Annotated in this window: 13 protein-coding genes and 1 other RNA gene; 13 read left to right on the top strand and 1 reads right to left on the bottom strand. The window is 63.5% G+C overall.

From position 1 onward, the window contains the following. Nucleotides 1–21: 21 nt before the first annotated feature. Entirely contained in the window at nt 22–1,098 is a 1,077-nt protein-coding gene (locus tag AC0IYS_RS06085) for a porin (protein WP_471704330.1), read from the top strand. An 87-nt stretch (nt 1,099–1,185) separates the two neighbouring features. After that, on the top strand, nt 1,186–1,716 hold the full coding sequence (locus tag AC0IYS_RS06090) for a hypothetical protein (protein ID WP_471704331.1): 531 nt from the start codon (nt 1,186–1,188) through the stop codon (nt 1,714–1,716). 131 nt (nt 1,717–1,847) lie between these two features. Here AC0IYS_RS06090 and AC0IYS_RS06095 read toward each other — a convergent pair whose 3' ends face one another. Next, nucleotides 1,848–3,548 (bottom strand): thiamine pyrophosphate-binding protein, encoded by a 1,701-nt coding sequence (locus AC0IYS_RS06095; RefSeq protein ID WP_471704332.1) that lies wholly within the window; start codon nt 3,546–3,548, stop codon nt 1,848–1,850. Between the two features lie 115 nt (nt 3,549–3,663). Here AC0IYS_RS06095 and rnpB point away from each other — a divergent pair. The 11 genes from rnpB to ftsW all read left to right on the top strand — a co-directional run bounded on the left by rnpB (nt 3,664) and on the right by ftsW (nt 16,618). After that, nucleotides 3,664–4,007: RNase P RNA component class A (rnpB, locus tag AC0IYS_RS06100), an RNA gene on the top strand. Nucleotides 4,008–4,071: 64 nt separating this feature from the next. Next, on the top strand, nt 4,072–5,571 hold the full coding sequence (glpK, locus tag AC0IYS_RS06105; protein WP_471704333.1) for a glycerol kinase GlpK: 1,500 nt from the start codon (nt 4,072–4,074) through the stop codon (nt 5,569–5,571). Nucleotides 5,572–6,272: 701 nt separating this feature from the next. Then, on the top strand, nt 6,273–6,701 hold the full coding sequence (mraZ, locus tag AC0IYS_RS06110) for a division/cell wall cluster transcriptional repressor MraZ (protein WP_090316576.1): 429 nt from the start codon (nt 6,273–6,275) through the stop codon (nt 6,699–6,701). A 9-nt stretch (nt 6,702–6,710) separates the two neighbouring features. Beyond that, entirely contained in the window at nt 6,711–7,676 is a 966-nt protein-coding gene (gene rsmH, locus AC0IYS_RS06115; RefSeq protein WP_471704334.1) for a 16S rRNA (cytosine(1402)-N(4))-methyltransferase RsmH, read from the top strand. Then, complete coding sequence (gene ftsL / locus AC0IYS_RS06120; protein WP_471704335.1) at nt 7,673–7,948, top strand: cell division protein FtsL; 276 nt, start codon at nt 7,673–7,675, stop codon at nt 7,946–7,948. Before rsmH ends, ftsL begins: the two co-directional genes overlap by 4 nt. After that, complete coding sequence (locus AC0IYS_RS06125) at nt 7,945–9,720, top strand: peptidoglycan D,D-transpeptidase FtsI family protein (protein WP_471704336.1); 1,776 nt, start codon at nt 7,945–7,947, stop codon at nt 9,718–9,720. The genes ftsL and AC0IYS_RS06125 overlap by 4 nt, the downstream gene beginning before the upstream one ends. After that, nucleotides 9,717–11,306 (top strand): UDP-N-acetylmuramoyl-L-alanyl-D-glutamate--2,6-diaminopimelate ligase, encoded by a 1,590-nt coding sequence (locus AC0IYS_RS06130; RefSeq protein WP_471704337.1) that lies wholly within the window; start codon nt 9,717–9,719, stop codon nt 11,304–11,306. The genes AC0IYS_RS06125 and AC0IYS_RS06130 overlap by 4 nt, the downstream gene beginning before the upstream one ends. Beyond that, nucleotides 11,306–12,706, top strand: a complete 1,401-nt coding sequence (locus AC0IYS_RS06135; protein ID WP_471704338.1) for a UDP-N-acetylmuramoyl-tripeptide--D-alanyl-D-alanine ligase — start codon at nt 11,306–11,308, stop codon at nt 12,704–12,706. Before AC0IYS_RS06130 ends, AC0IYS_RS06135 begins: the two co-directional genes overlap by 1 nt. Before the next feature lie 2 nt (nt 12,707–12,708). After that, nucleotides 12,709–13,878, top strand: a complete 1,170-nt coding sequence (mraY, locus tag AC0IYS_RS06140; protein ID WP_090316561.1) for a phospho-N-acetylmuramoyl-pentapeptide-transferase — start codon at nt 12,709–12,711, stop codon at nt 13,876–13,878. After that, nucleotides 13,878–15,398, top strand: a complete 1,521-nt coding sequence (gene murD, locus AC0IYS_RS06145; protein WP_471704339.1) for a UDP-N-acetylmuramoyl-L-alanine--D-glutamate ligase — start codon at nt 13,878–13,880, stop codon at nt 15,396–15,398. The genes mraY and murD overlap by 1 nt, the downstream gene beginning before the upstream one ends. Beyond that, on the top strand, nt 15,398–16,618 hold the full coding sequence (ftsW, locus tag AC0IYS_RS06150; RefSeq protein ID WP_471704340.1) for a putative lipid II flippase FtsW: 1,221 nt from the start codon (nt 15,398–15,400) through the stop codon (nt 16,616–16,618). The genes murD and ftsW overlap by 1 nt, the downstream gene beginning before the upstream one ends. Nucleotides 16,619–16,620 lie beyond the last annotated feature (2 nt).

A 16,620-nucleotide genomic window follows, 5' to 3' on the forward strand; every position in this document is an offset into this window, starting at 1 on the left:
CACAACTGAAGGAAACACGTAATGAAAAAATCCCTGATCTCCATCGCCATCCTGGGCGCCCTGAGCAACGTAGCTATGGCGCAATCGAACGTCACCATGTACGGTATCGTCGATGCCGGCCTGACCTCCGAGCGTGGCGGTGCTGCTGGTAACAAGACTGCAGTACAAAGCGGCGTGGCTTCGGCTTCGCGTATCGGTTTCAAAGGCACCGAAGACCTGGGCAGCGGTCTGAGCGCAATCTTCAAGCTGGAAGCCGGCGTTAAAATCGACGACGGTTCGCTGGACAACGCCAACAACCGCCTGTTCAACCGCGAAGCCTATGTTGGCCTGAGCTCGAAGACCGCCGGTACCCTGACCATCGGTCGTCAGTACACCCCTTACTACGAAACCCTGCGCGACGTGGCTGACCCGTTCGCAATGGGCTACGCTGGTACCGCTAAAAACCTGTTCCCGGTTGCCGGCAACATGACCCGCGCCGACAACGGCGTTGTGTACAAAACCCCATCGCTGTACGGTTTCTCGGCTGCTGCTTCGTACAGCCTGGGCGAAACCGCCGGCGATTCGGCTGCACAGCGTCAACTGGGCGCGTCGATCGGTTACACCAACGGTCCGCTGAACATCGCTGCCGCTTACAACAACCGTAACAACGACACCGCTACCGTTAAAACCAACAGCATCGGCCACAACAGCCTGATCGCCGCGAACTACGACTTCAAAGTTGTTAAAGTTTTCGCAGCCTACGGTCAAGACAAGGGCCAGAACAGCGCGCCTCTGGCTAACACCACCAACCCATTCGGCTACACCGTTGCTCCAGTCGCGTCGCAAGACAGCGCTGACGCACTGGTCGGCGTAACCGTTCCAGCCGGTAACGGCGTTGTCATGGCTTCGTACATCCGTAAAAACGATAAAGAAGCCGCTAACAACGACGCTAGCCAGTGGGGCGTTGGCTACTCGTACAACCTGTCGAAGCGCACCAGCGCTTACCTGGCGTACGCTAAGATCAAAAACAAAAACGGCGCAGCTTACACCGTTGGCAACAACACCGAAGTTGGTTCGGGCGACAAAGCCTTCAACATCGGCGTGAAACACAGCTTCTAATCTGTTCATTCAGAGTTAGTATCAACAACGGCTGCCTGGTGCAGCCGTTGTTCTTTTCTGAAAGCGGTTTTATTGATGACGACGACCATGATGATGAAACGACGCGCCGTATTCGCCGGCGCCATGCTGATCGCCTCGTGCGCCGTGCTGGCCGCGCCCAAGGCGGCGCGCAAGCCGTCCGCCAATGCCGGCCTGCCGCGTTACGGCATGGTGGTGTTTTCCGATTTGTGCATCAACGGCGAGAGCGGCGAATTCGGCGGCCAGCGCATCACTTTGCAGCGCTTCGCGGAAGTCGATACGGTGCTGTACGAGTACACGGCGGGCGGCTTGAGCTGGCCGGTGGTGGCCAGCGACGTCAATATCGATCCGCGTGGGCGTCAGATGTATTTCACCGTGCGCCCGCCCGACGAGGAGGAGCGCACCATCAGCGGCAAGATCGCCGACGGCGGCAGGACCCTGGTGCTCGATGGCGGCTATTGCGGCGACGAGGCGGTGCCGATGCGGTTGCCGCTGGTGACCGATTTCGGACGCAAGGCCGGCACCTGCAAGGTTTGTCCGCAGGCGAAGAAGGATAAAGAGAAGGTGGAAGAGGCGCCGTCGAACCAGGCGCCTTCTTAAGCCTAGCGATGCATGCGAGTCGTGGAGACACGTAGGGCGGATTAGCGCAGCGTAATCCGCCATGAGCCGTCGGCGGCGCTTGGCGGATTACGGCGTGTCGCCTAATTCGCCCTACGTATCTCCTCGTCCAGTCAAGTTTTTTTGGCCGCTTCGGCGTTTTTGCGGATCGTTTCCAGTGTGGCGCCGGGCGTGATCAGGTTGCCGTCGTAGCGCAACTCGATCAGCGCCGGCAGGTTGCGGCCGTTGGCATGCGCCAGCGCGCGCTCCAGCGCCGGGCCGAAATCGGCCGTCTTGTCGACCACTTCCCCATGCGCGCCATACGCCACCGCCAGCGCGGCAAAATCGGGATTGTGCAGCTCCGTGCCCGATACGCGTCCCGGATAGTCGCGCTCCTGGTGCATGCGGATGGTGCCGAACATGCCGTTGTTGAAGACGATGACCACCACCCCCGCCTTGTACTGCACCGCCGTGGCCAGCTCCTGGCCGTTCATCATGTATTCGCCGTCGCCGGCGAAGGTGATCACCGTGCGTTTCGGGTCGATGATCTTGGCGGCGACGCCGGCCGGCACGCTGTAGCCCATCGCGCCGCTGGTCGGCGCCAATTGCGTGCGCATGCCGCCGTAGCTGTGGAAACGGTGCGCCCAGGTGGCGTAGTTGCCGGCGCCGTTGGTGATGATGGTGTCGTGCGGCGCGATCTTGTCGATCTGCTGCACCACCTGCCACAAGTCCAGCGGCGCCTGGCCGTCCTGGAAAATCGCCGGCTGCTGCTGCCATGCCGCCAGATCCGCCTTGGCCTCGGCCACGGAGTCGCTCCATGCGCCGGCGTCGACCGGCGCCATCGCCGCCAGCATGGCCGCGATCTGCGGCATGCCGCTGTTGATCATCAATTCCGCCTGGTAGACGCTGCCCAGTTCTTGCGCGTCGGCGTGGACGTGGATCAGCCGCTGCGCCGGCACCGGCGCGGAAATCAGCGCGTAGCCGCCGGTGGTCATCTCGCCCAGGCGCGGGCCGATGGCGAGGATCACGTCGGCCTCGCGCACGCGCGCCGCCAGTTTCGGGTTGATGCCGATGCCGACATCGCCGACGTAGTTGGGGTGGGCGTTGTCGAGCAAATCCTGGAAGCGGAAGGCGCAGCCCACCGGCAGGTGGTTGGCTTCGGCGAAGCGCTGCAGGTCGGCGCACGCTTGCGCGTTCCAGCCGCCGCCGCCCAGCAGGACCAGCGGCTTTTTGGCGCTGGCGAGCATGGCGCGCAGCACGTCGATCTGCGCCGCCGACGGCGAGGCTTGCACCGCCTGATACGCGCGCGTATCGGCCACCGCGGCCGTATCGATCAGCATGTCCTCGGGCAGCGCCAGCACCACCGGGCCCGGACGGCCGCTGGTGGCAACCTGGAAGGCGCGCGCGAGGTATTCGGGAATGCGCTCGGCGCGGTCGATCTGCGCCACCCACTTGGCCATCTGGCCGTACATGCGGCGGTAGTCGATCTCCTGGAAGGCTTCGCGGTCGATGAAGTCGTTGCCGACCTGGCCGATGAACAGGATCATCGGCGTCGAATCCTGGTAGGCGGTGTGCACGCCGATCGAGGCGTTGGTCGCGCCCGGGCCGCGCGTGACGAAGCAGATACCCGGCTTGCCCGTCATCTTGCCGTAGGCGTCGGCCATGAAGGCGGCGCCGCCCTCCTGGCGGTTGATGATGAAGCGGATGTCGGAGTCGTGCAGCGCGTCGAGCACGTCCAGGTAGCTTTCGCCGGGTACGCCGAAAGCGGTGTCGACGCCGTGGATCTTCAGGGCGTCGACCAGGATCTGGCCGCCGGTGCGGGTTGGGTGCGTCATGTTCTGGCCTCAAGGGGGATAGGTAGCATGATTCTAAGGCCGGGCAGGGGGCGGCGCTTTTCAAATGGCGACATCAAATTATAGAATCGGCGGCCCGGCTGGTACAATACCGCCTGAAGCAAGCCAGACAGCCGCTGGCCAGCGCGTAATGCCTGGCGGGAGGAAGGTCCGGACTCCATAGAGCGGGGTGACGGTTAACGGCCGTCCGCTGAAAGCCGCAAGCGCAAGCCCAAGGTATAAGGCGAGGAATAGGGCCACAGAGACGAGCGTATTAAGTTACGGTGAAACGCGGTAACCTCCACCTGGTGCAATTCCAAATAGGCACGCGATGATGCTGCTCGCGGAGCGTGCGGGTAGGAAGCTTGAGCGCTGGAGTAATCCAGCGCCTAGAGGAATGGCTGTCATAGCGCGGGTTCGCCCGCGCCGTAACAAAATCCGGCCTATCGGCTTGCTTCAACTAATATAGACATTCGCGGCTGCCGCGGGACCGACGCGCATACCGCGTCGACCTGGGGACGTGCCGATGAAAACATACATACTGGCCTTGGATCAAGGCACCACCAGTTCGCGCGCCATCCTGTTCGACCACCAGGGACAGATCTGCGGCAGCGCGGCGGCCGAATATCCCCAGCATTTCCCGCAGCCCGGCTGGGTCGAGCACGACCCCAACGACATCTGGAACAGCCAGTTGGCCGTCGCCCGCAAGGTCTTGCACGACAATCAAGTCGAGAGCCGCCAGATCCTCGCCATCGGCATCGCCAACCAGCGCGAGACCACCCTGGTGTGGGACCGCAAGACGGGCGAGCCGATCGCGCCGGCCATCGTCTGGCAGGACCGCCGCACCGCGGATACCTGCGACGCGCTGCGCGCCGACGGCAAGGCCGGTCGCATCGCCGGCATCACCGGCCTCGAACTCGATTCCTACTTCTCCGCCACCAAACTGAAATGGCTGCTCGACCACGTGCCCGGCGCGCGCGACCGGGCGCGCCAGGGCGGGCTGGCGTTCGGCACCGTCGACAGCTGGCTGGTGTACAAGCTGACTGGGCGCCACGTGACGGACGTGGGCAACGCCTCGCGCACGCTGCTGTTTAATATCCACCTGATGCGCTGGGACCATGATTTGCTGCAGCTGTTCGATATTCCGGCGTCGATGCTTCCGCAGGTGGTGTCGTCCAGCGAGGAAGTCGGCATGACCAAGGCCTCGCTGTTCGGCGCGCCGATCGCGGTGGCCGGCATCGCCGGCGACCAGCAGGCCGCCACCTTCGGCCAGGCCTGCCACGCGCCGGGCATGGCCAAGAATACCTATGGCACCGGATGCTTCATGCTGATGCAGCTGGGCGAGCATCCCGTGGTGTCGCACAACCGCCTGCTGACCACCGTCGGCTGGCGGGTCGACGGCGCCACCGAGTATCTGATGGAGGGCAGCGTCTTCATGGGCGGCGCTACGGTGCAGTGGCTGCGCGACGGCCTTGGCATCATCGAGAAATCGTCCGACGTCGAGCCGCTGGCCGCCAGTGTGCCCGACAGCGGCGGCGTGTTCATGGTGCCGGCCTTCGTCGGCCTGGGGGCGCCGCACTGGGACCCGTACGCGCGCGGCGCGCTGGTGGGGCTGAGCCGGGGCAGCAACCGCGCCCACATCGCCCGCGCGGCGCTGGAGGCGATCGCCTATCAAAGCGCGGAGCTGATGGCCGCCATGCAGAAGGATGTGGCGGCGTCGAGCCGGGACATTCCGCTGACCGAGGTGCGGGCCGACGGCGGGGCCGCCCGCAATGACCTGCTGATGCAGTTCCAGGCCGATTTGCTGGGCGTGCCGGTGGTGCGTCCGCGCGTGACCGAGACCACGGCGCTGGGCGCCGCCCACCTGGCCGGCCTGGCGGTGGGCTTCTGGCAAACCCGCGAGGAGGTCGCCGCCCAATGGACCTGCGAACGCCGCTTCGACCCCGTCATGGGCGCCGACCGGCGCGGTGCGCTGATGGAAGGCTGGGCGCGCGCCGTCGATCGCTCCAAGGGTTGGGCGGCCTGAGCTGTAAGTAATATAAATTATGCTTTTGTCACGGAAGTTGACAGTTTTTGCGGCAATTCGCGCTGGAATTGTCTCCCGGCGCAGGCGTATAATGACGTTTTTGGTGCAGTGCGGCAGTCAAAAATTTGCCTATACAAATTGCTTGTCGAAAATATATCGGCGGTCGGGCCGCTGTTGATTAGCAAAAACGAAGTTGCAGTTATTAAAAGGTTTCATACTCCCCGTAATCGCGCTTCTGGCGCGACATCCGACCATTCCCCTATCAAACCACGCGACTTTCAGCGCCATCGGGCGATCTATTGACCAGTTGTCAATATGATACGTCAATGTTGGCGCTTTGCAACTATATGTAAATATTTCAATTATTTTGGGAATTCATTTTCACCGCTTTAGTGCATGCATACACATGTGTGTAGATGAGGTAGCACATTCACAGTCTTCGATAAGTACTTAATTTGTCGAGTTATTTTATTTCTAGCTGGCTTCAAGGAATTGCGCTAAGTCCTTAATTTCATTACGAAAATCCCTGTTTCGTTTGCCTGAAAGCGCTTGACCGCTATTCTCCCATCCACTAAAGTGGGCATCTGTGTGAAAAAGTGTCTTTTTGTGGGAAATTTGTCCTGACTTAGCGGCGGGGGAGATGAAACTGGAAAGTCGCCGTTCATGCTCCGCTAACCATACTGAGGTCAAAAGGTAATCCCGTGTTTCAAGGCGCGTCCGCAATCAATCTCGATGCAAAAGGCAGGATGTCTATCCCCGCCAAGCATCGTGACGCGCTCTCGATCCAATGCGAAGGCCGCCTCACCCTGACCCGCCACCCCGATGGCTGCGTCATGTTGTTCCCCCGCCCGGTGTGGGAACAACACCGTCAACAGATTGCCCAGTGGCCGATGCAGGCGCGCGCGTGGCAACGGATATTCCTCGGTTACGCCACCGACGTCGAAATGGACACGGCCGGCCGCATCCTGATTTCGCCGGAGCTGCGGGCCGCCGTTGGCCTGGAGCGCGAAGTCATGATGATGGGCATGGGCTCCCACTTCGAAATCTGGGATGCCGCCAAGCAGGCGGAAAAAGAGCAGCAGGCGATTGAAGCCGGCACCCCCGATGTACTCGCCAATTTCTCTTTCTAAGGTCCCGTGATGACATCCACATCGGTGCCTGAATTTCAGCATCGCACGGTGCTGCTTGACGAAGCGGTCGACGCCCTCGCGCTGGACGGCGCGCGCGCCGACGGCGTCTACGTCGACGGCACGTTCGGCCGCGGCGGCCATTCGCGCCTGATCCTGTCGAAGCTGGGCGCCAACGCGCGCCTGATCGCCTTCGACAAGGACTTGCAGGCCATCGCCACCGCCGAACAAATCGACGATCCGCGCTTCACGATCGTCCACGACAGCTTTGCCACGATGACGGCGGCGCTGGCCGAACGCGGCGTGGGCCAGGTCGACGGCATCCTGCTCGACCTGGGCATCTCGTCGCCGCAGGTGGACGACGCCGCGCGCGGCTTCAGCTTCCGTAACGATGGTCCGCTCGACATGCGCATGGATACCACGCGCGGCATGTCGGCGGCGGCGTGGCTCGCCACAGAAACCGAACAGACACTGGAAAAGGTGATCAAAGAATATGGGGAAGAACGGTTTGCTTTTCAGATTGCAAAGGCGATTGTTGCTCGCCGGGCAGTCGAACCAATTTCAACCACACGACAGCTTGCCGGCATCGTGGCAGGCGCGGTCAAGACTCGGGAAAAGGGCAAGGATCCGGCAACCCGCACATTTCAAGCTATCCGGATTTTCATCAATAAAGAGCTTGAAGACCTCGAGGTCGGTTTAAACCAGGCCTACGCCAGTCTGGCGCCGGGCGGCATCATCGCCATCATCAGCTTCCATTCGCTGGAAGACCGCATGGTCAAGCGCTTCTTCGCGTCCAAGGCCAACGTCGAACAACCGGACCGGCGCCTGCCGATCCGCGCGGTCGATCTGCCGCAGCCGGAGCTCAAGCTGCTGTTCAAGATGAAGCCCTCCGACGCCGAAGTCGACGCCAATCCCCGTTCCCGCTCGGCGGTGATGCGGGTGGCGCGCCGCCTTCCCATTCCGGCGGAGGCGCAATGAGCGGGAAGATCAACCTGGTGCTGGCGGCGCTGCTGGTGGGCTGCGGCCTGTCGGTCGTTAACGCCCAGTACCAGGCGCGCCACCTGTTCATCGAACTGGAACGCTCGCAGTCGAAGGCGCGCCAGCTCGATATCGAGTGGGCGCAGCTGCAGCTCGACCAGTCGACCCTGGGCAAGCACGCGCGCATCGAGGAGATCGCGCGCCGCGACCTGACCATGACGCCGCTGACGGCCGCGCGCACGCAGTACCTGACGCCGGAAGGATCGAAATGAGCCGCGGCTCCAACGTGAACACCTCGCGCGTGGCACGCTCCAAGGGCGTGCCGTTCTCGAAGAACCCCGTGCTGGCGGTGCGCCTGCCGGTGTGGCGTTCGCGCGTGGTGCTGTTCGTGCTGTTCTTCGCCTTCTTCGCGCTGGCCGCGCGCGCCGCGTGGCTGCAGGGCGTGTCGACCCAGTTCCTGCAAAAGCAGGGCGAGATCCGCTACGCGCGCACGCTGGACCTGCCGGCCACGCGCGGCAAAATCACCGACCGCGATGGCCAGGTGCTGGCATCGTCGGTGCCGGTCAAGGCCATCTGGGCGATCCCGGACGACGTGCAGAACGCACCGGCCGACAAGCTGAAACAACTGGCGCAGCTGCTCGGCATGAGCAACGCCGAGCTTCAGAAAAAACTCGATTCGGACCGTGGCTTCGTCTATCTGAAGCGCCAGGTCGAGCAGGACGTGGCCGACAAGATCGTCAAGCTGGGCATCGAGGGCGTGCAGACCCGTAAAGAATACAAGCGCTTCTATCCGCAGGGCGAAGTGACGACCCACGTGGTGGGCTTCACCAACGTCGAAGACGTGGGCCAGGAATCGATGGAACTGGCGCAGCAGAAAACGCTGGTCGGCCAGCCGGGCAGCCGCCGCGTGATCAAGGACCGCCTGGGCCACATCGTCGAGGACATCGAGTCGATCCGCGAGCCGCACGACGGCAAGGACCTGACGCTGTCGATCGACAGCAAGATCCAGTACATCGCCTTCACCCAGATCAAGGAAGCGGTCGAGAAGTTCAACGCCAAGGCCGGCGCCGCCGTGGTGCTGGACGTGCACACCGGCGAGGTGCTGGCGCTGGCCAACTACCCGACCTACAATCCGAACGACCGCTCCAAGCTGACCGGCGAACAGCTGCGCAACCGCGTGATGACCGACACCTTCGAGCCGGGATCGTCGATGAAGCCGTTCCCGGTGGTGATGGCGCTGGAAGCGAAAAAAATCACGCCGCACACCATGTTCGACACCGGTAACGGCGCCATGGTGATCGCCGACCGCGTGATCCACGATACCCACGCCAACCACACTATCGACGTGCAGACCGTCATCCAGAAGTCGTCCAACATCGGCACCACCAAGATCGCCATGTTGATGACGCCACAGGATCTGTGGGAGATGTACACCAAGCTCGGTTTCGGGCAGCAGCCCAAATGGGGCTTCCCGGGCGCCGTCGCCGGCCGCTTGAGGCCCTACAAATCGTGGCGTCCGATCGAACACGCCAACATGAGCTTTGGCCAGGGTGTCTCGGTGTCGCTGATCCAGTTGGCGCGCGCCTACCTGGTGCTGGCGCGCGACGGCGACATCATTCCGCTGTCGTTCCAGAAGGTGCACGAGGCGCCGCACGGCACCCAGGTCATCAGCCCGAAAACCGCCGCCGAAATGCGCGAGATGCTGGAAATGGTCACGCTGCCGGGCGGCTCCGCCGTCAAGGCGCAGGTGCCTGGCTACCGCGTGGGCGGCAAGACCGGTACCGCGCAGAAGTTTATCGGCGGGCGCTACTCGCATACCAAATACATCGGCAACTTCGTCGGCATGGCGCCGATGTCGGACCCGCGCTTCATTATCGCCGTCATGATCGATGAACCAAGCGGCCCGCTCAAATACGGCGGCGACGTCGCCGGTCCGGTGTTTTCCGCCCTGGCGGCGCAGGCCCTGCGCGCCAAGAACGTGGCGCCGGATTCCGACCTGACCCATATCATCATTCCAGAGTCCGCAGCACAGGGGAACATGTGACGACTTTTAACTTCGATTCATCGGCCGATTTCGTGGCCATCGCGGCGGCGATCCGCAAGCTGGCGCCTGGCGCGCAGCTTGCGTCGGACTCGCGCCGCATCAAGCTGGGCGATGTGTTTTTTGCTTTCGCAGCCGACGCGGCAAACGCCGTGGACGGCCGTGGCTTCATCGACGGCGCCATCGAGCAGGGCGCGGCACTGGTCGTGGTGGACCCGGCCGGCTTCACCTGGAACGACAGCTGGAGCGTGCCGTATATCACCGTCGACAATCTGAAACAGCATGCGGGCCTGATCGCCCACGCTTATTACCAGCAGCCGGATGAGGCGATGTTCACCGTCGCCGTCACGGGCACCAACGGCAAGACCTCCAGCGCGGTGTGGCTGGGGCAGGCCTTGTCGCGCGGGGCCGAACCGGCCGCGGTCATCGGCACCCTCGGCGTGGGCGTGTTCCGCGCGCGCGGCGAAGTCGAATACGACGTCACCGGCTACACGACGCCGGACGCGGTGCTGCTGGCGCGCACCCTGGCCGACCTGCGTGACCAGGGCGCCAAGTCGCTGGCGATCGAAGCGTCGTCGATCGGTCTGGAACAGGGCCGCCTGGCGGGCATGCATTTCGACGTCGCGCTGTTCACCAACCTGACCCGCGACCACCTGGACTACCACGGCGACATGGCGGCGTACGAAGCGGCCAAGACCAAACTGTTCGACTGGCCAGGCCTGAAGACCGCCGTCGTCAACCTGGACGATCCGATGGGCCTGCGCCTGATCGCGCATCTGAAATCGAAGGCGCCATTGGCGGGCGCACTTTCCGGCGTCATTCCGCTGATCGGCTATACCCTGCGCGGCGCCGCCACGCAGCCTGACATCGACGGCGTGCTGATGCTGCGCGCCAGCCAGTTCCGCAGCACCCGCAGCGCCGGCACCGAATTCCACCTGGAGTCGGCGCTGGGCGTAGCGCTGATCAAAACGAAACTGGTCGGCCACTTCAACATCAGCAATGCGCTCGGCGTGATGGGCGCGATGCTGGCCAAGGGCCTGGGCCTGCGCGCCGCCATCGAGGCGGTCGAGGCGCTGCGGCCGGCCCCGGGCCGCATGCAGCAGGTGGGCGGCCAGGACGCGCCGATGATCGTCATCGACTACGCGCACACCCCGGACGCGCTGGAAAAAACCCTGGCGGCGCTGCGCGCCGTCGCGAGCGACCGTGGCGGCCAGCTGTGGTGCGTGTTCGGCTGCGGCGGCGACCGCGATCCGGGCAAGCGTCCGCAGATGGGCAAGATCGCGCAGATGGCCGACCATGTGCTGGTCACCAGCGACAATCCGCGCAGCGAAGACCCGCATTCGATCATCGAGCAGATCGTCGCCGGCATGGACCGGAACAATCCGGCGTCGACGGTGCAGACGCTGGACGACCGCGCCGCCGCGATCCTGTCGGCGATCAAGCACGCCGCCAAGCCGGATGTGATTCTGTTGGCCGGCAAAGGCCATGAGCCGTACCAGGAAATCAAGGGCAAGAAACTGCCATTCTCCGATGTCGATCACGCGCAGCTGGCGTTGTCGGCCCGTTTAACCATGATGAGGACGAATTGATGCGTGCAGCACTCGCACAGATTCTGCCTTCCCTCCCGGGCGCGCGGCTGGTCAATGCCGCCGCCGATTCGGGTGAAGTTGTATTTGCGGGCGTGTCGACCGACAGCCGCAATGTCTCCGCAGGTTCTTTGTTCGTGGCCTTGCGCGGCGAAGTATTCGACGCCCATAACTTCCTCGCGCAGGTCGCGGAGAAGGGCGTCGCCGCAGTCGTAGTCGAGGAAGTGCCGGAAGGTTTTTCACTGCCTGCGATCGTGGTGCCAAATACTTTGACGGCACTGGGGCAGATCGCCAACCACTGGCGCCGCCAGTTCGCCATGCCTGTCATCGGCGTAACCGGCAGCAACGGCAAGACCACGGTCAAGGAAATGATCGCGGCGATCCTGGCCGCCGCCCATGGCGAGGAAGGCCGCCTGGCCACGCGCGGCAACCTGAATAACGAAATCGGCGTGCCGCTGACGCTGTTCCGCATGGAAGCGAAGCAGCAGTCGGCCGTCATCGAGATGGGCATGAACCATCCAGGCGAAATCGGCCGCCTGGTCGCCATCGCCGAGCCGACCATCGCCATGGTCAACAACGCCCAGCGCGAACACCAGGAATTCATGCACACGGTCGAAGCGGTGGCGCGCGAGAACGGCGCCGTGTTGGCCGGCCTGCCAGCCGACGGCGTGGCGGTGTTCCCGCATGGCGACGAGTTCACACCGATCTGGGAAGAACTGTCGGCCGGTCGCCGCATGATCCGTTTCGGCCTGACCAAGGACGCTGAAGTGAGCTGCACCTTCCGCGCCGGAGGCTTCGGCAGCGAGATGTTCATCACCATCCGTTCCGCCGATGGCGTCGAGCCGGAGCAGTTCTTCGTCAACCTTCTGGCGGCGGGCGAACACAATGTGCGCAACGCGCTGGCCGCGGTGGCATGCACCTACGCCGCCGGCATCGCGCTGGAAAAGATCAAGCTGGGACTCGACACCTTCGCGCCGGTTAGTGGCCGTCTGCAAAAGAAGGCCGCCGCCAACGGCGCCGTCGTCATCGACGACACCTACAACGCCAACCCGGATTCGGTGCGCGCCGCCATCGACGTGCTGTCGAAAGCGGCCGCGCCGCGCGTGCTGGTGCTGGGCGACATGGGCGAAGTCGGCACGCAGGGCCGCGAGTTCCACGAAGAGATAGGCGCTTACGCGCACAGTAAAGGCATCGAACAGGTGCTGGCCACCGGCGAACTGGCATCCCACATGAAGGGGGGCGCCATTCGCCATTTTGAACAGTTCGGCGACTTGCTGGCTGCCGTGGAGGCAGCCGTCGCACCGAATGCAACCGTATTAATCAAGGGCTCCCGCTTCATGAAAATGGAACGGGTCGTGCAGCATTTGATTGGATCGCAACAAGCTAACAAGGAAAGTCACTAATCATGCTGCTCTGGCTCGCACAGTTTTTCCAGGACGAGATCGGCCCCCTGCGGGTCTTCAACTTCATCACCTTCCGCGCGGTGTTCGCCGCCGCCACCGCCTTGTTGATCGGCCTGTGCGCCGGTCCGGCCGTGATCCGCATGCTGACCGCGATGAAGTACGGCCAGGCCGTACGCACCGACGGTCCGCAGACCCACCTGAAAAAACACGGGACGCCGACCATGGGCGGCTTGTTGATCCTGATCGCCATCGGCGTCTCGACCCTGCTGTGGTGCGACCTGTCGAACCGTTTGATCTGGCCGGTGCTGGTCGTCACCTTGGGCTTCGGTGCCGTCGGCTGGGTCGACGACTACCGCAAGGTGGTGCGCCAGGACCCGGAAGGCATGCGCTCTGCGGAAAAATACTTCTGGCAGTCGCTGGTCGGCCTGGCCGCCGCGCTGTACCTGGCGTTTTCGGTGTCGGCGCCCAATGCCGGCAAGGTGTTCGAACTGTTCTTCGCCTGGGTGCAGTCGGGCTTTTCGATGGATCTGCCGCCGAAGGCCGACTTGATCGTCCCGTTCGTGAAGACCATCAGCTATCCGCTGGGCGTGTGGGGTTTCATCGCATTGACATATTGTGTCATCGTCGGCACCAGCAACGCCGTTAACTTCACCGATGGCCTGGACGGCCTGGCGATCATGCCGACGATTATGGTCGGTTCGGCGCTCGGCCTGTTCGCTTACCTGACCGGCAGCGCGACGTATTCGAAGTACCTGTTCATTCCGCACATTCCCGGCGCGGGCGAACTGATTATCTTCTGCGGCGCGCTGGCCGGCGCCGGTCTGGCCTTCCTGTGGTTTAACACGCATCCGGCGCAAGTGTTCATGGGCGACGTCGGCGCGCTGGCCCTGGGCGGCGCGCTGGGCACCATCGCCGTGATCGTGCGCCAGGAAATCGTGTTGTTCATCATGGGCGGTATCTTCGTCGCCGAGACGGTGTCGGTGATTATGCAGGTGGGCTGGTTCAAGTACACCAAGAAGCGTTTCGGCGTCGGCCGCCGCGTGTTCCTGATGGCGCCCTTGCACCACCACTTTGAACAAAAAGGCTGGAAAGAGACTCAGGTTGTCGTGCGCTTCTGGATTATCACGATGATGCTGGTGCTGGTTGGACTCTCTACTTTGAAACTGCGCTGATGATCTACGAAGGCAAAAACGCACTGGTACTGGGGCTCGGAGAATCGGGCTTGGCGATGGCGCTGTGGCTCGCCCGCAGCGGCGCGCGCCCGCGCGTTGCCGATACCCGTGAGTCGCCGGAGCGTTTGCCAGCACTGAAGGAGGCGATCGCCGACGTCGAATTCGTCGCCGGTTCGTTCACTGCCTCGCTACTGGAGGGCGTGGATTTCGTCGCCGTCAGTCCCGGCCTGGCGCCGTATCGCGAGCTGGCCGAGATCGGACCGGCCGCAAGCGCCGCCGGCATTCCCGTCTGGGGCGAGATCGAACTGTTCGCGCAGGCGCTCGAATCGCTGGAGAAGGAACGCGCCTACGCGCCGAAGATCATCGCCATCACCGGCACCAACGGCAAGACCACCGTCACCACCCTGGTCGGCCAGCTGTGCGAGCGCGCGGGCAAGAGCGTGCGCGTGGCCGGCAATATCAGCCCGGCGGCGCTGGACGTGCTGCGCCAGGTGATCGACGAAGACGCGTTACCGGAGATTTGGGTGCTGGAGCTGTCCAGCTTCCAGCTGCAAACCACCTTCACGCTGGAGGCGGATGCCGCCACGGTGCTGAACGTAACCCAGGACCATCTGGACTGGCACGGCGACATGCCGTCCTACGCCGCCGCCAAGCACCGCATCTTCGCGGCCGATACCGTGCGCGTGCTCAATCGGGAGGACGCCACCGTCATGCGCATGGCCAGCGCCACCGGTCAGAACGTCACCTTCGGCACCGACGCGCCGGTCTTGCGCGACGATTTCGGCCTGAACAGCGAGCGTGGCGTGTTGTGGCTGGCGACGGCGATTCCGTCGGAAGAAGAGGCCGAGCCGAAAAAACGCAAGAAGAGCGATCCGCCGCCGCCACCGGTCGAATGCATGGTCAAGAACCTGATGCCCGCCGACGCGTTGCAGATTCGCGGCGTGCACAACGCCGCAAACGCGCTGGCCGCGCTGGCGCTGTGCCGCGCCATCGACCTGCCTTTGGCGCCGCTGCTGCACGGCCTGCGCGAGTATCGCGGCCAGCCGCACCGGGTGGAACTGGTCGGCGCGATCAACGAGATCGAGTACTACGACGACAGCAAGGGCACCAACGTCGGCGCCACCGTGGCCGCGCTCAATGGCCTGGGCAAGGCCTTCACCGGCGCCGACCAGCGCCTGCTGGTGATCATGGGCGGCGACGGCAAGGGCCAGGACTTCGGGCCGCTGGCAGAGCCGGTGTCGCGCTACGCGCGCGCCGTGCTGCTGATCGGCCGCGACGCGCCGCTGCTGCGCGCCGCGCTGGAAGCTTCGGGCGCGCAGTTGACTTATGAATTGATTGATTGCGGCACCGACCTGCCGTTGGCCGTCAAGCGCGCCAGCGAACTGGCCAAGGGCGGCGATGCCGTGCTGCTGTCGCCGGCCTGCGCCAGCATGGACATGTTCAAGAACTACGCGCATCGCGCCCAGGTGTTTATCGACACCGTGCGCGATATCGCCCTCGACAACGGACAGGAGATCTGATGGCGCTCCAGATGCCGTTCCGTTTTGGCGCGAAATCGACGGTACCGTCGATAGACAGCCGCGCGCGGCAATCCAAGATGATGGAGTACGACCAGCCGCTGGTCTGGGTCACCCTGTTGCTGATGCTGCTGGGGATGGTGATGGTGTATTCGGCCTCGATCTCGCTGCCGGATTCGCCCAAGTTCGCCAACTACATCCGCTGGCAGAACACCTACTTCCTGCAGCGGCAGGCGATGTTCGTCGTCGTCTCGCTGATCATCGGCCTGTTCGTGTTCCGCACCCGCATATCGACGTTGCAGAAGGCCGCGCCCTACCTGTTCATCGCCACCCTGGTGCTGCTGGTGATGGTGCTGATTCCTGGTCTCGGCTCCGTCGTCAACGGCAGCCGCCGCTGGCTGTCGCTGGTGGTGATCAAGCTTCAGCCGTCGGAATTGATGAAGGTCGTGGCGGTGCTGTACGCCGCCGACTACACGGTGCGCAAGCAGGAATACATGCACAAGCTGACCAAGGGTTTCATGCCGATGGCGGCGGCGGTCGGCTTTGTCGGCCTCTTGCTGCTGCTGGAACCCGATCTGGGCGCCTTCGGCGTGATCGTCTGCATCGCCATGGGCATCCTGTTCCTGGGCGGGATCAACGTCATCTGGTTCGGCGGCATCGGCGTCATGCTGGTGGCGATCTTCGGCTCCATCATTGCGCTGTCGAAGTTCCGCCGCGAGCGCTACTTCGCCTACCTGAATCCGTGGGAAGAGGACAACGCCTTGAACAAGGCTTACCAGTTGACCCACTCATTGATCGCCTTCGGTCGCGGGGAGATCTTCGGCGTGGGCCTGGGCGGCAGCGTCGAGAAGCTGCACTACCTGCCGGAGGCGCATACCGACTTCCTGATGGCGGTGATCGGCGAGGAACTGGGCCTGGTGGGCGTGCTGGTGGTGATCGGCTGCTTCTACTGGATCGTCAAGCGCGCCTTCGATATCGGCCGCCAGGCGATCGCCATCGACCAGACCTTTGCCGGCCTGACGGCCAAGGGCATCGGCATCTGGATCGGTGTGCAGACGTTTATTAACATGGGCGTGAACCTTGGCCTGCTGCCGACCAAGGGCCTGACCCTGCCGCTGATGAGCTATGGCGGCACGGGTGTTGTGATTAACTGCGTCGGACTCGCGATCCTGCTCCGGATCGATTACGAGAACCGGGTCCTGATGCGTGGTGGCAGACTATGACG

The sequence above is a fragment of the Duganella sp. AC237 genome (assembly GCF_979254035.1).

Bases quoted from the DNA above. Each gene is read 5' to 3' on its own strand.
- rsmH (WP_471704334.1), top strand. From the start codon at position 6,711: ATGACATCCACATCGGTGCCTGAATTTCAGCATCGCACGGTGCTGCTT.
- murD (WP_471704339.1), top strand. From the start codon at position 13,878: ATGATCTACGAAGGCAAAAACGCACTGGTACTGGGGCTCGGAGAATCG.
- AC0IYS_RS06085 (WP_471704330.1), top strand. From the start codon at position 22: ATGAAAAAATCCCTGATCTCCATCGCCATCCTGGGCGCCCTGAGCAAC.
- ftsW (WP_471704340.1), top strand. From the start codon at position 15,398: ATGGCGCTCCAGATGCCGTTCCGTTTTGGCGCGAAATCGACGGTACCG.
- mraY (WP_090316561.1), top strand. From the start codon at position 12,709: ATGCTGCTCTGGCTCGCACAGTTTTTCCAGGACGAGATCGGCCCCCTG.
- AC0IYS_RS06135 (WP_471704338.1), top strand. From the start codon at position 11,306: ATGCGTGCAGCACTCGCACAGATTCTGCCTTCCCTCCCGGGCGCGCGG.
- glpK (WP_471704333.1), top strand. From the start codon at position 4,072: ATGAAAACATACATACTGGCCTTGGATCAAGGCACCACCAGTTCGCGC.
- ftsL (WP_471704335.1), top strand. From the start codon at position 7,673: ATGAGCGGGAAGATCAACCTGGTGCTGGCGGCGCTGCTGGTGGGCTGC.
- AC0IYS_RS06090 (WP_471704331.1), top strand. From the start codon at position 1,186: ATGATGATGAAACGACGCGCCGTATTCGCCGGCGCCATGCTGATCGCC.
- AC0IYS_RS06095 (WP_471704332.1), bottom strand. From the start codon at position 3,548: ATGACGCACCCAACCCGCACCGGCGGCCAGATCCTGGTCGACGCCCTG.
- AC0IYS_RS06125 (WP_471704336.1), top strand. From the start codon at position 7,945: ATGAGCCGCGGCTCCAACGTGAACACCTCGCGCGTGGCACGCTCCAAG.